Genomic DNA, 15,828 nt, shown 5'->3' with positions numbered 1-15,828 from the left:
GGTGAACGTGTCGGCGCCGCGCATTGATTCTCAGGTAGGAAATGACGGGATGTCAGGATAACATTCGGCCGACCGCCCCGGTTGATGCTTCGGGGCGGTATTTCAGCAGCCTGCTAGCACCGCACTATTTCAGCGGAGCAGGTCACTGGGTCATTACGGGAATTTGCTGGGTCATTACACTCTTTCCTAATTGCTAAAAAGAAGCCGCCCCTGTAACCCACGCGAACAGCGGTGGGTGGGGGACGGCTTTTTTCTATCTTTAAACGAGAACGGGGCAGCTGCCCATTAAGTTAGGCTTTCAAGAACTATTATTTCATCACTCATTCGGATAGTCTGATAGTGTTTTTCCGTGCTTAGCCAACAATTTTTGCACAAATTCCGGATCAAATCTCATAAGCAGATGAGCGCAATCTGCAATTTTCCAGTGATGCAAATTAGAGTCCAAGAGTATCGCTGAGAGATGTTCTTTTAACGCAGGTATGTATTCAGTAAACCCCTTATGCTCAATTAACCAAAAGAAATAGGAAATATCAAATGGCAACACATTGGCAATTTCAATAATTTTTGAAATCGGTTTGAAAATTCGCTGCCGCGCCGCGTCTCCGCTTCCTGCATCGGACTGCGCTGCCCAAAAGCTTACTAATGCATCTAGGATAAATTTGTAGGTTTCATCATAATTTCTTAGCCGATGGGGCATCCAATTCTCAGTTTGAGGTGGGCGATCACAAACAAATTGCTCCAGATAATCAAATCCTTCTTCCCGCCCCCAACTGCACAATATACGTGCCGCTGTCACCGCAATATATTCGTCTTGCCCTTGCATAAGAGCATTTAGTTTAGGAATGCGATCCTGCGGAATATCTTGCGCATCTAAATCGGTCAAATCGCTCGCATAACTTTCCGTTCCCGATGGCAACTTATACAGTAGATCATTAAGCTCTTGATTCATCGTTTTCCTCAATGCTTAGCTGGCGGCGGCGTTGGCACATTAGGTTTCGGAGCAACACCATTTGGCCATTTAATGTATGGAGCAGGAACACAAGGGGAGACCAAACATTCGCCGTCACGCTTTGCATTACCCAGATCACGCGTGGCCTCTCTTAAGCGTTTTTCATTTTTTTCAGTTGGATTTGCGTCATATCGTGCCTGTGCCTGATCTACTTTTTCTTGCAGTTCAGCTTGCACCTTTTGCGGTGACACAACTTTCCCACTCTGAACATCTCCCGAGTTGATATCTCGTTGCAAATCACGAGCATTAATCTCAATTTGCTGTTTGCCAAAGTCCTTCGGCGCATCAGTTAACGTTGGGTCAGTCGTTGAAATATATGGAGTGTTCTTGGGATTTGAACCACGTACGTGGTCTGCAACCGTTCCCGTTCCGCCCGGATTAGCACTGATCAAATTGCCATTAGCATCGACATGCGCTTTTGGATTTCCTTTGTGATTTACTGTAGCAGTGAAGTCATTATCATTCCGCGTCACTACCTCAGGTACATCCTTTGGCGCTGTGTTGTTAACATACTGCTGGTCGTCATCGCGCCGGCGATTATTCTCCACCCGCGCTTTCTCAATGGCCTGCGCTGCCTCCTTAGCGGCACCACGCTCCACGATCAAAGTTTTGGTGGCCGATCCTATTCTCCAAATTGCCGCACCACCAAGCTCTGTGAGCGGTAGGCCGACAACCATCAACCGTTGTGATGTAGCCCAATCTTTTTCGTAAAGATAGCCTGCCTCTTCATATCGTCCCTGAGTTTTGAGCAGTGATTGATGATACGCCTTCATGCGCTCTGAATCGAAAGGCCCGATCTCATCGCTAGTCAACGATTGGTAGGCATGAATTGGCAAACTGAGAATGCCCTTTGCAACATCCCATGTATCGTTTGCCAGATTAGCCTCTTTCCCCGCATCCTGGTATCCCAACTGTTGCCCTTGACGGAATCGTTGGGCCGCGTTGGTTTGGCCTTTGCTATTCAGGTTAGCGCCGAGATACGTGGCAATCGAATTACCTGGACTATAGGCATCGAACAACGCTCGCAAGTTGATTGTTTCGTCCTTGTATTCGGCAGCCGTCGCTTGGAAGCCGACGTGCTTATTTCCAGCGCTATCGGTGTAGCTCAATTGCGCTGCGATTGCCTCTTGCTTAATAAACGCTTCTGTATTTCCGTCCCTGCCGTTGACTTGGGCCCACTTCTCATCTTCCATCGCTGCACCGTAGCGGGAAAGCGCAAGCTGAGCTTGTTCTTCAGTGAGTGTCGTTCCAGTTTTTCCCTTGATATAGTCGGCATAGCGCTTCACCCTTGCCTTATCCTGCAGGAAAGCGACCTCCTTGGGATGCAATTGGCGGTTGAAATCGTCCACCGTTTTCGCGGAATTTGAGCCCTGTGCCGCTGCCAGCAATGCCCCTCCATCCGGCGCATTCCCAGAAGCGCCCGCAGCAACTGCACCCGCCACCATCCCACCTAGAACTGCACCAGTGTTTTGGTATGCATTGATGAGCGCTGCGCTCTTTTCGTCGTCCAGGCCGAGTCGCTTGGCTTCAGCCTTACCCAACTCTGCGCCAAGTTGCTGCCCCAAATTACCACCCACCACGCCGGCGGCGTTTTCCAGTGCACCGGCATGGCCATTAGCCAGGCTGCCCAACATGCCTTGTGTAGCCGCATGCAGCCCAACGCGATAAATGCCGTTATCGCCCCAATTTTCGGCAGTCGCTGCTGCGGCTTTTGCCTTTTCAGTCAATTCGGCAGCAGCGACCAGGTCGTTGTTAGCCGCAGCTTTGGCGGCCTGGTCCTTGTAATCCTGCGCTTCCTTTTCGGCCTTTTTCGCGAGCGAAGTACCGATGTCTCCGACAGATTTGGCCGCGATTGGACCCAATGCATCTGCCGCAATCTGACCATTAGACTGTCCCGCCAAACTGCCAACAGCAACGGTGACCCCAGCGTTCAGGGCACTACTATAGATGCCGCCTGGCCCCCAGTCCGCCCTAGATTGTTTGGCGTCGTCAAACGCCTTCGCCGCAGCCGCTTTTTGCTCGGTAGAACTGTGTTCATCCGTCAAAACATTTGCCGCATCGACCAACTTCGTATTGGCGCTGTTTGCCATATTATTCGCAAACTCACCTACCAATTGCTTGCCGGTGGCAAGCACCGTACCGGCTGCGGCCGACATAGCCTGCTGGTCTTTCAGGACCTTTTGCAAATCAGGCAGCTTGTCGAGCGCGGTGTTGGCCTTGCTCGCATCATTGTTGATGCCCAATTCCTTGACGGAAGTGGCGGTAACGCCGCCGATATTGATCTTGCCATCGGTGATGGTTGCGTAAGTGGTCGAACTGTCGCTGCCTTTCTCCATCGTTGGCACACCAGGAGTCACGTTGCCGCTCTTACGGTCGCCGAACAACTGTTGCTGGTCTTTCGGCTTGGCAGTGCCATCGGCGTTCTTGTCGCCTTCGCCGCTGCCGCCACCGATGCTGCCGGCCATGCTGACGTTGCTGGCCGAATAGCTCATCTTGTTTTCGATGTTGGCCGTGGTCAGCTTGTTGGTCGCCAGCTCGGAGTCGACCTTATTGGTGCTGGCGATGGCACCGCCCTTCAGATCGACCGTGTCGGCCTTGACGTGGTAACCGCCATCGCCTGCGAACAGGCCCGATTGCTGGCCGACCGCTGCCGAACTGCCGTTGCTCTTCGACTGGGACAGGTTGCCGGAGGCTTCCCATGCGGTGCCGAACGATACCTGCACGCGCGCGCCGGCATTGGTCTGGCTGCTTTCCTCCTTGCTGACGTCCTGCAGGCTTTCGATTGCCAGCTTGCCGCCAACGTCCGCATTGATGGTGTTGGCAGTTGCCGTTGCACCTTTCAGCGTGGTGTCACCTTTGCTGGTGATATTGATCGTGTCCGCTTTGAGCTGGGTGTTGTTGTTGATCGTAGCGTCATTGTTGTGGTGGCCCTTGCCGACGTTGGCAGCGGCGTAAGCGTAGACGCCCGTGCCACTTGCTCCGGCCTGGAAGCCCACGCCAACTTCTACACCGGCACTATTGTTCTTGCCGTCGCTATGCAGTTTGCTCTGGCTGGCGTCCAACACGATGTTCTGCGCTGAATCAAGGCTCAGGGTCTTGCCTGCACCAAGCGTAGCGCCGGTGGCGTGGATGTCACCAGCGGTGCTCGTCAACGTAACGTTGTTGCCGCCGTTGATGGTGCTGCCCACCGCCGTGCTGTTGTTGTCGTTGCTCGAGTTGCTGCTGCTGGCGAAGCCGATACCAACCTCACCTTTGATCAGGGTGCCCTTGCTGGCCACCGCCTTGGCAGCTTGGTAACCCTGCGCCGCCGCAGCCATGCCCTGCATCGTTTGCAGGCGACCGTCGGACTTGCGAGCAGCTTCAACGTTGTTGACCAGGTCGATCAGCGGAGAGCTGATGCGCGCGAAGGCACCGACCTTAAGGTCGCTGTTGGAGGTCTGGCTGCTACCGGTGTCCTGCAGCGCCGTGATGTCGATCGACTTCGCGGTGATATCGACGTTATTCGCGGCCAGTACGTTACTGGAAGCCTGGGTGTACTTCTCACCTGCGCTCAGCATCACGTCGCCTTTCAGACTGGCGACGTTGGAGGCTACCTGTTTGACCTGGTCGGTGTTGTCCTTGTGCTTCTCATTGTGGTAGCCGACGAAGCGTTCGGTATCCGAAATGACAACCCGGCCGATAGCCTTGTTGTCGCTCTGGTTGGCATTCTGGACCGTATCCTGCGCACTGGTGATGGTCAGGTCGCGTGCGGCGCTGATTTCCATCTTGCCGTCCGAGACCACATTGGCGCCGATCAGCGCAATGTCGCCGGTCTGCGTGGCCATAGTGGCGTTGCCGCCAACGGAAAGCTTGGTGCCGGTCACCGTGTCGGTAGTGCCATTGCCTTTGCCTTTATTGTTGAACGTACCGGCCATCACAGCGGAACGGTTGTCGAAGCTGAAGCCGGAAGACTTCGAATCCTGCGATTTGGTTTCCGTATTGTGGGCGACATCGAACTTGATGCTGTCCTTCGCCACGATCATCGCATTGCCTTCGGCACTCATCTGGGTGCCTTGGCTGTTGATCGATCCGTCGGTGGCGAGGATGGTCAGGTCCTTGCCGGCATTGAGGCTGGTGGTGCGCGCTTCGCTGGTCGACTGGTTCTGGTTGCTGGTCGAGCTCTTGGAGCCAAACTGCACCGTCACTGCGGTCGTAGCTGCCCACAGGCCGTCGGCCACGCCATCACCCTTGCTGGTGATCTTGCCGATCGTGCCAGACGACTTCGAGTTCTTCGTGCTTTCCTTGTAGGCGTCCTTGGCGGCGGCAATCGGGTTCACCGTCACACCGACCGAGAAGCCGGAAGACTTGCTCGATGCGGTCAGGTGCCCGTCCGAGGTGTTCTGCGCCGCGGACAGGTCCACGTTCTTGCCGATCAGGGTCAGGTTTTCCTTGGCAGCGATATCGGATGCAACCACTTGCAGCGTTTCGCCCGACTTCAGCTTGGCGCTGCCGTTCAGGGCGCCGATGGTCGACTCGTGCTGCGTCACCGACGCGTTGTCGCTGTTAGTCGACGAGGTCGACTTGCCGTAGCCGACACTCAGGTTGCCGGACGCATAACCGCCGGTCAGGCCCGACTTCTTCACTGCCATGCTGTTGGCCGTCTTCGACGTGTCTTCCACACTGAGCACGCTCAGGTTGCGCGCCGCATCGATCGACAGATTCTGGTCGGCGATGATGCTGGAACCTTTCACCGTCAGGTCGCGGCCAGCCAGCACGTTGACGTTGCTGCCTTCCAGGCTCGAACCGATGGCGGTCGCGTTTTCCAATTGGTCATGCGTGGTGACCGTCTTCTTCGACAAGAAGCCTTTGCTGGTGTGCTTATGCGCCTCGTCCAGGCTTTGCGTGACCTGGCCGGCCGTGATGTTCACATCGCGGCCAGCTGCAACGTTCAGGGTCTGCCCTGCACTCACCACCGCTGCCTTGGCATTGATGTCCTGGCCGGCGTTCAGCACCAGGTTGCCGGCGCCTTTGACCTGGGAGCCCACGTCCATGCTGGCACTCTGGCTTTGGCGGTTATCGGCATCCCACACCACGCGTTGGCTGATGGAGGTATTCACCGCCGACAGGTTCAGGTTGTTGCCCGCGCTCAGCTGCGTGACCCCGGTGCCGGCATTACTGATTTGCGCCGCAGTCAGGTTGATGTTGTTGCCGGCGCTGGCCAGCAATACACCAGCCGGGCCAGATACGTACAGGCCAGCCACACGGTCGATACCGGTCTGCGCGAAGCTGTTCGCGCCGACAGTATTGCTCGAACTCTGGGTGGTCGTGGTCAGGTTCAGGTCGCGTCCAGCCGACAGCAGCGCGGCATTCTGCGCCTTCAACGTTCCGCCGACGTTATCGATATCCTTGGTCGCTTGCAGCGCCAGGGTACCGGCACTCATGGTGCCGCCCATATTGCGGATGTTGTCCGCGCTGATATTCACCAGGTTGCGGCCGGCGACCGTGCCACTGTTGGCGAAGTCCCCGGTCAGGTTGATGTTGACTTCCTTACCCGCCATCAGCGCGCCGCTGCCATCCAGGTCGCCCGGCTGCACGCGCACGTACACCTGCGGCACCAGCACGCTCTGCGTGCTGCCGTCCGGCAGTTGAACGTCTTGCGTGACAAGCCACACGATGTCCGACGTCAGTTGGGACACTTGTTCCGGGCTCAAGGAAACGCCCGGGCGCAGGCCCCACTGCTTGGCGTAGGTCAGGCCGTTGTCCATCAGGGCCTTGTATTCCTCGTCATCGTTGGTGTAATCGCCGAGGAAACGCTTTCCGGTCAGTGCCAGCACCTGCTCGCGAATCAGCTTCTGCTCATAGAAGCCGTCGCCCATGCGCTTTTGCGTGGTTGCGGGGTCGACCTGCAGCGCGTCCAGCATGTAGTCGCTGGAGAGCCAGGACTTGTAGTTGGTGAACTTCGGATCGGTTTCGATCAGGTACTTGGCCTGGCTTTCCGGATGCGTCTTGAACAGGCTGGCAGTAGGCAGGCGGAAATTCGGACGCATCGTGCGGATCGAAATCTGCGCCGATCCGGTGGCCGTACCGGCCGTGTCAGGCGTCTTGCCCGATTTGGCGGAAGCGCCGCTCAGGGACTGCACTTGTCCGTCCGTTTGCTGCGTGGTGGCTTGGCCGATGGCCTGGTCACTGTTTTCGGCGCCGCCGATGATGTGGCGGCCAACGTTATTGCCAATGGCATCGCCATGGGCCTGCTCGCTGCTTGCCGCATCTCCAGTGATCTGCTTGCCGGTATTGCCGGCGATAGTCCCGCCCTGGGCTTGCGTGGCGCTCGCATTGTTGTTCTGCACATGGCTGCCGGTCTGCGAGGCCGTGGCCGCGCCGGATGCGCTTCCTGCCTGCGTGCCGGAGACATTGCTCAGGCCAGCCGTCTGGTTCGATGCGTTGACGGTGCCGCCACCATTTGCCTTGGCCTGCACGGTCGACAGGCCGCTGGCGCCAGGGCCGGAGCCGGTGGAGGCATTGCCCGCGAATTCTTCGTAGCGCGAGGTCTGCATGTCAAACGTAGCAAAGACGCTGCCCGGGTTGTAGGCAGTAGTTTTGCTGCCCGGCGAGTCCGCGCCCTTATGCTTGTCGCGCCAGTTCTCGGTCACCGTGCCGGCATCCGTGGTCGTGCGGTTGCCATCCACCTTGGTGTTGGTTGCCGTTGTGCCTTGCACATCGATGCGGCCGCCGGCCACGATCTGGCTCTTGTCGTTGAGTACGTTGTTGGCGATCAGGCGGATACCGCCGCCGGCAATGATCTTGCCGGGGTCGCTTTGCGTGACAACGGTTTCATTGACGGTGCGGGTGTAATCGTAGTTGCTCCACTCCTCGAAATTGCCGTCCGGCGTATGCAGGTGCAGCGATTCGTCGAGGTAGGTGTAGACGCCCGGCGTGCCCTTCAGGTAGCGCTGTGTTTGGCCTTTGACCTGGTACTCCGTGACATATACCTGGCTTACCTGCTGCACCGCGGTGGCAAAGTGCTCGTTGGTGTTGCGGATCTCGGAAGCCGAAATGGCCAGGTTCTGCGACGCTTCGATGGTGGCGCTGTTGTTGTTCACCGTTTGCGCCATGCCTGCGGCCTGCCAGTTGCCGTCCAATGCGCCGCCAATCGACATGTCGCCCGCGCTGAAGATCAACGATCCTTCGCGGTTGGTGAGGTATTGCGTGCCGATGTCGACGCGTTGGCGCCCGGCGATGGTGGCTGCCGACCCGGCTTCATCCAGGTTATTTACCACCGACGCGCCAATCGCAACGCGGTCGCCATAAATACGGCCCGTACCGAGGTTGTTGACCTGGGACGCCTGGAGGTGCGTGTCGGCGCCGTCAATGAGGCCGCGGTTGGTCAGCGTGCCGCCAACGCCAACGGTAGTGGTCTCACCGCTGAGCAGCTCCGCGCCAGCCCGGTTATCCAGGTTGGCGGCATTCACCGTGAGGCTGCGCCCGGCTTGCACCGAAATTGGATTGGTCAGCGAGCCCGTTGTCTTCAGCTGAAGGTTACCGCCAGCCTGCAGCGTGCCCGACAGCGTGTAATCGCCTTGCAGGTCGAGGCCGACATCGCCTTTGGAGACGATACTGCCCGCACCATTCAGGGAACCAGTGCGCACGCTCACGCTTTGGTCGGCAATGATCTGGCCGCCCGCGTTGCTGAGTGCAAGGCTTGGGGTTGCTGCCTGGTTGGTGGTGATTTGCAGCGCGCGTCCAGCGCTGAGTTCGCCCTGGTTATTGTTCAACTGGCCATCGTCGCGGATGGTCAGGTCTTGCCCCGCCCTCACCGCGCCTTGGGTGTTGTTGAGGCTTGCGGTGACGATGTCGATGGTAGTCGCCTCAATGCCGGCATTGGCGCCTTTAGTCGAGGTATTGTCGATGGCGCCAGTCTTCAGCGTGAGCGTCTGGCCGACACGTACCAAGCCTGCACTGTTGCCCAGGGTGCCCGCGCCGAGATCGATGTTTGCACCTTGTACCGCCAGCACTTGGCCGGCGGTGTTGTCCAGCCCTGTGGCCTGCACTTTCAGGTTTGCGCCGCTGTAGATCTGGCCGGCATGGCCGTTGCGCGAGGCGTTGTTGACTGCACCGCTGCTGGCGATATCAAGACCAGTCTGTGCGCTGATCAGGCCAGCGCGGTTATCCAGTGCACCACTATTGATGGTCATCTGGCCACCGGCAACCAGGCCGAGTGCGCCGCCAGGAGTGACGGTGCCGTCGAGGTTGCTTAGCGCCTGGCCGTGGGTGTCCACGTGCAGGTCGCGGCCCGATGCGATCAAACCGGCATCATTGCCCATGCTGCCCGTGGACAGGTTGGCATCGCGTCCGGCAATGATTTTGCCTTGTGCATTTTGCACGCTGTTGCCGGCGCCGGCGGCGGTCACTCCCAGGTCTTGCGCGGCCTGGATCAGGCCGGCGGCATTGTTGATGCTGCCCTGGGTGCTATGCAGGGACAGCGAGCCTTGCATGGCCACCAGCTTGCCTTGGTCGTTGTCGACACCAGCCGCGCCGATCGTCAGGTTTTGCTGTGCCGACACCAGGCCACTGCTGTTATCGACGAAGCCCGAGCTGGACACCGTGGTCGCGCCGTTGCCCACTACCTGCCCGCGCGTATTGTCCACGCCATTCGCGCTCACATTCAGCGAACCAGTACCGGCGTGTCCAATCAGGCCATCGACGTTGCTGAGCGCGCCGCTGGCACTGAGGGTGAAGTCCTGCGCGTTGGCCACGATGCGGCCGGCATTGTTATTGATTGCGCCAAGGCTCTGGATATTGGCGCCTTGCGCACCGGTTCCGCTTTGCTGGATCACACCCTGGGTGTTGTCCATCCGGCCGACCTGGATCTGCAGCTGCTGGGCGCTCAGTTGGCCGCTGGAGTTGTCCAGCAGTTGGCCGCCATTGTTCCTCGCCGTGATGGTGAGCTGGCCAGGTGTGCTCACCTTTGCCTGGCGGGTCAGCACGTTGCCGCTTTGGGCAGAAAGGCTGACATTGCCATTGGTGCTGCCCGTGGTGCTGCCGCTCAGGTCCACGCTGGAGCCGGCCAGGTTGAGGTTGCCAGCGGCCAGCATCTGGCCGGCTGCCTTCAAGGCGCCGGTCGTGCTGATGTTCAGGGCGCCGGTTGCGGCAAGCTTGCCGTCGCCTGCCATGCCCGCAGCCAGCACATTGGCGCCGGTGCCGGCCAGGCTGCCGGCATTGACCGTCAGGTCCTTGCCGGCGGCGATCGTGCCGCTGCTGTTGAGGACATTGCCAACGGTCACAGTTTGCCAACCGACGGCATACATCGTGCCGCTGTTGTTCAAGGAAGCGGCATGGGTATCCAGGTTCTGCGCCGCGCGCACATTGCCGCTGTTGGTGAAGTTCTGTACGTTCAGGCTGACATTGCCCAACTGGCTCTGGATGCCTGCGTTCGCGCCGCTAGTATTGGTGAGGTCGGCACCGTTCAGGACCAGGTCGTTTTGCGAGGCGATCAGGCCGGCGCTGCTATCGACATTTCCGCTGCTGGTGAGCGTGACGGCGCCATTGCCGGTGATCTGGCCGTTGTTGTTGCCGATGCCGGCGGCGGTGATGCCCAGCGAGCCCGTGCCCGCATGGCCTATCAAACCGCTGGTGTTGGTCAGCGCGCCGCTGCTGACGGTGAAGTCCTGTGCATTCGCAACGATCTGGCCGCTGCTATTGTTCAGTGCACCTGTGCTTTGAATGCTTGCCGCCTGCGCGCCGCTGCCGGTCTGCTGGATTGCGCCCTGGGAGTTATCCAGTTGGCCGACCTTGATTCGCAGTTGCTGGCCACTGAGCTGGCCAGCGGTGTTGTCGAGTAATTGGCCGCCATTGGCATTGGCTGTAATGTTGAGCTGTCCAGGAGCACTGACCTTCGCGTTGCGCGTCAATACATTGCCGCTGGTGGCGGTCAGGTTGACGTCGCCTTTGGTGCTGCCGGTGGTACCGCCACTCAGGTTCAGGTTGCCGCCCCGCAGATTGACATTGCCTGCAGCCAGAGCCTGGCCTGCCGTTTGCAGTCCTCCGGTGGTGCTCACTGCCAAGGCGGCATTGCCGGTGAGCTGGCCATCGGCTGCCATGCCAGCGGCCAGCACGTTGGTGCCGGTGCCGGACAAGCTGCCGGCATTGACGGTCAGGTCCTTGCCGGCGGCGATGGCGCCGCTGGTGCTCATGCCGTTGACGACAGCAACAGTCTGCGAACCCGCCGCGTACATGGTGCCGCTATTGTTCAAGGAAGCGGCGTGAGTGTTCAGGCTTTGCCCGGCACTGACGCTGCCGCTGTTGGCCAGGTTCTGGACATCCAGGCTGACGCTGCCCGCCTGGCTCTGGATGCCGGCGTTGGCGCCGCTGGTGTTGGTCAGGTCGGCGCCGCCCAGGGTCAAATCGTTTTGCGCGGCAATCAGGCCCGCGCTGTTGTCCACGTTGCCGGCGCTGGTGAGCGTTACTGCGCCATTGCCTGTGATCTGGCCGCGGTTGTTCGCCACGCTGGCGGCGGTCATTCCCAACGAGCCCGTGCCCGCATGGCCGATCAGGCCATCGTTATTGGTCAGTGCACCGCTGGAAAGTGTGAAGTCCTGCGCGTTCGCAACGATGCGGCCGCCGGTGTTATTCAGTGCGCCGGTGCTTTGGATGCTGGCCGGCTGCCCGCCGGTGCCAGTCTGCTGGATCGAGCCCTGGGAGTTATCCAGGTGGCCAACCTTGATCTGCAATTGTTGACTGCTAAGCTGCCCGCCGGTGTTGTCCAGCAGCTGGCTGGCATTGCCGTTGGCATTGATGGTGAGCTGCCCAGGCGTACTGACCTTGGCGTGGCTGGTCACCACATTGCCGCTTTGAGCGGTCAGGTGAACGTCGCCGGTGGTACTGCCCGTGGTGCTGCCACCCAGGTCCACGCTGGCGCCGGCCAGGTTCACGTCGCCGGTAGCCAGCGCCTGGCCAGCCGTTTGCAACGCGCCGGAGGCGGTCACGGACAAAGCGCCGGTGCCGGTGAGCTGGCCGTCGGCCGCCATGCCGGCGGCCAACACGTTGCCGGCTGCGCCAGCCAGGCTGCCGGCATTGACCGTCAGGTCTTTGCCGGCTGCGATGGTGCCGTTGGTGGCGATTGCGTTGGCAACCGTGAGTGCCTGCGCGCCTGTCGCATACATGGTGCCGCTGTTATCCAACGAGGCGGCATGGATGCCCAGGTCCTGGCCCGAGCGGATGCTGCCGCTGTTGGTCAGATTCTGCACGTCCAGGTTCACATTGCCTGCCTGGCTGAGGATACCGGTTGCCGTGGTGGCCGCTCCGCTGGCGGTGTTGGCCACGTCTTTGCTGGTGGCGGTCAAGTCGCCAGCAGCCGAGATCAAGCCATCGGCGTTGGTCAGGTTGCCGGTGTTGGAGAGCGAGACCGTGCCGTTGCCAACGATCTGGCCGCGCGTATTCTCGATGGAAGTCGCGCTCAGGCTCAGTTGACCCGCGCCAGAATGGCCGATTTCGCCGGCCGTGTTGGTCAACGCACCGGTGTTCAGGCTCAGGTTCGAAGCATTGGCGACCAGGCTGCCGGCGCTGTTGTTGAAGGCGCCACCGTGCAGGTCGATCGCAAGGTCGGTATTACCGGTCTGCTGGATCGAGCCTTGCGAGTTGTCGATGTTGCGCACATCAAATTCCAGCTTTGCCGCGCTGATGCGGCCAGCGGTGTTGTCCAGCGCCTGCGCGCCATTCTGGTTCGCGGTGATGACGAGCTGGCCAGGGGTGCTGACCTGTGCGCTGCGGGTCAGCACATTGCCGCTTTGCGCAGTGAATCGGAGCTGTCCCGCAGTGCTGCCGGTGGTGCTGCCACTCAGGTCCAGCGCCGAGCCATCGAGAACGACATTGCCGGTAGCCAGCAACTGTCCGGCATTCTGCAGGACGCCGGTGGTCGTGATGGCGACATTGCCGGAACCCGTCAGTTCTCCGCCGGTGCTCATGCTCGCCGCCAGGACGCTGGAAGCGCTGCCAGCCACACTGGCGGCATTGATCGTCAGGTCCTTGGCCGCTGCGATCGTGCCGCTGGTGGCCAGGGCAGCGCGTACAGCCAGCCGCTGTTGGCCGCCCGCATACAGCGTGCCGCTGTTGCTGACTGCGGCGGCGGTGGTATCCAGGTTTTTGGCAGCGTAGATGCCGCCGGAGTTGTCCAGGGCTTGCACGTTCAGGACGATATTGCCCGTCTGGCTCTGCACGCCCTTGCCGGTGCCCGCACCCGCATTCGACAGGTCGCCGCTGGTGATGGCAAGGTTGCCGATCGCCGAAACCAGGCCATCGGCATTGCTCAGTGCGCCGCCGGCAGTGATGCCGAAGTCCTGGGCATTGCCCACGATGCGGCCGCTGGCGTTGTTCAGTGCGCCAGTGCTCTGGATACTGGCTACCTGCGAACCGGTGCCGGTTTGCTGGATCGAGCCAAGCGTATTATCGAGTTGGCCAACCCGGACCTGCAACTGTCGGCCACTGAGCTGGCCCCCAGTGTTGTCCAGCACTTGAGCCGCGTTTGCGTTGGCGCTGATGGTGAGCTGTCCCGGCGTGCTGACTTCCGCATTGCGGGTCAGGATGTTGCCGCCCTGTGCTGCAAGATTGACGTTGCCGCTGGTGCTGCCGGCGCTGCTGCCGGTCAGGTCCAGGCTGGCTGCGGAGAGGTTCAGGTTGCCGGTGGCGAGCAACTGGCCCGAGCTTTGCAGTGCGCCTGTCGTATTGGCGGTCAAGGCACCGATGCCGGTCAACCTGCCGTCGGCGGCCATGCCGGCCGCCAGGAGATTGGGGCCATTGCCGGCGAAACTGGCGGCATTCAGCGTCAGGTCCTTGGCTGCGGCAACCGTGCCGCGGTTCGCCATGCCGTACGTAACCGAAAGGGTTTGCGCGCCTGCCGCATACATCACGCCGAGGTTGTCCAGCGTGGCGGCATTGGTGTTCAGGTCTCCCGCTGCATTGATGCTGCCGGTATTGCTGAACGTACCGGCCTGCACTTGCACTGCGCCGGAACCGACGATACGGGCGCCATCGGCGAGCGCAAGCTGAGTGGCGCTCTGGGCATTGTTTTTCAACTGGCCGTCGCTGCCCAGCTTGAACGTGCCTTTGCCGGCGTGCAGCAGTTGGCCGGCCGTGTTGTCGATGTCCTGCGCGCTGACGGCCAGGTTATGGCCGGCGGACTGGATCACACCCGCGGTGTTGTCCAGCTTGCCTTGCAGGGCGATGGACTGGTCGGTGTTGCCAGTCTGGATGATCTGGCCGCGCACGTTGCTCAGGCTTTGCGCTTGCGCGGAGAGAGTGTTTGCCTGAACCAGTGCACCGTCGCTGGCCAGCGCCTGCGGGGTCTGCAGCTGCAGCGTGTCCGCCGCCAGGATCTGGCTGCCGCGGGCGTTCAGCCCGCCGCTGTTGGCGTGCAGCTGGATCGAATTGGCCTGCAATCCCGATTGGGAAAGATCCAGGCTCGCGCCTTGCACCGCGAGATTGCGGGTCGCCAGCGCCTTGCCCGCCATCTGCACCTGCGACGCCGCTTGAACATCGAGGTTCTGCTGGCCGGTCAGGCTGCCGTCCATCTGCAGGCCCGCCGCCCAGACCGTGTTGCCGTTGGCCTGGATTGCCGCACCCGCGCCGCTGGCTTCAATGCGCACGTCGCCTTGGGCAGCCACCGTGCCGCTGTGGGTCTGGTCACCTTGCGAGGCCATCAGCACATTGGCGCTGCCGTAGACGATGCCGCTCTGGTTGATCGTGCCTTGAACCTGGGCTTTGAGATCGCCACCGCTTGCTTGCAGCGTGCCGCTGTTGGCGAGCCAGCCGTCTTGGGTCAAAGTCAATGGACCACTGCTTGCCTGCACCACGCCATCGTTGCGCACACCCAGGCCGGCCTCGGTGCCGATCAGCGTAATCTTGCCGGCATACATGCCGCCAAGGCTGGAAACGTCCAGCGCGAAGTTCGGCACGTTGGCATCGCCGTCGATGCGCTGGGCTTGTGGCGCGGAGTCCGCACCCAGGCTGCCAGCCTGTATGCTATTGCTACCGGTGACCACCTGCAGGCGGTTGGCCCAGATGCCGGCGTTGACCTGCGCAGCACGCGCCAGGACGGCCGTGTAATCGGCGCCGCGGGTATCGAGTCCGCCGCCGTCGATGCTGATATTGCCGCCCTGTACGCGATAGCTCTCCAGGCTGCCGTTGTTCATGACGGCCGTGCCGGTCGTCAGCGTCACGCCGCTGGCGTTGATGAAGCCGCCGCCGTTGACCGCGATACCGGCCGGGTTGGCCACCACGACCTCCGCGCGCTGGCCCGCCACTTCGACATAGCCTTGCAACTGGCTCGGATTGCTGGAGTTGACCTCGTTCAGGATCACCCGTGCCGTACCTGCGGCCAGCCACGGGTTGCCCTGCACCCAGCCGCCCAGCTGCGTCTGGACATTGTTGCGGCTGTTATTCAGGATGGCGCCCGTGGCACCCACGTCGAACTGGCTGTAGGTGTTGCGGCTGACGCCGGCCTTGCTTGGCGTCTGGATATTGACCTGCGTCACACCATTCGACGCATTCAGTACCGTCGCCTGCTGGGCACGCGCCGCCGCCGGATCGGCCACGATACGCGTTGCTACCGTCTGCGCGTCCACATGCATCGGCGCCAGCCACAGCGACGCAGCGCTGAGCAGCATGGCCCGGTGTATGGATTCGCAAGCCGCAAGCGCTGCACGGCCGCGTTGGCCGCCCTGCTTCTTCGCACTGCGGCTGACACGCTCCCCGCTGGCCGACTTGCCGGAACTGGTCGCAGTTTCCGCCACGACCATCAGGCAGCCGCGGGCTTGGTTGAACACGAGACGATAGATTTGCTTGTTCAT

General features: G+C 60.7%; 2 protein-coding genes. Both read right to left on the bottom strand.

Features of this window, described 5'->3' with window-relative positions:
• Positions 1 to 316: 316 nt before the first annotated feature.
• A complete protein-coding gene (locus BM269_RS29240; protein ID WP_139232865.1) occupies positions 317 to 949 on the bottom strand; it encodes a hypothetical protein in 633 nt (210 codons plus the stop codon).
• Positions 950 to 957: 8 nt separating this feature from the next.
• Complete coding sequence (locus tag BM269_RS25020; protein ID WP_090443834.1) at positions 958 to 15,828, bottom strand: hemagglutinin repeat-containing protein; 14,871 nt, start codon at positions 15,826 to 15,828, stop codon at positions 958 to 960.

The sequence above is a fragment of the Duganella sp. CF458 genome (genome assembly GCF_900113115.1).
Taxonomy (GTDB): domain Bacteria; phylum Pseudomonadota; class Gammaproteobacteria; order Burkholderiales; family Burkholderiaceae_D; genus Rugamonas.
The sequence above is the reverse complement of the archived record's forward strand: the minus strand, read 5'-3'. Positions and strand labels throughout refer to the sequence as shown.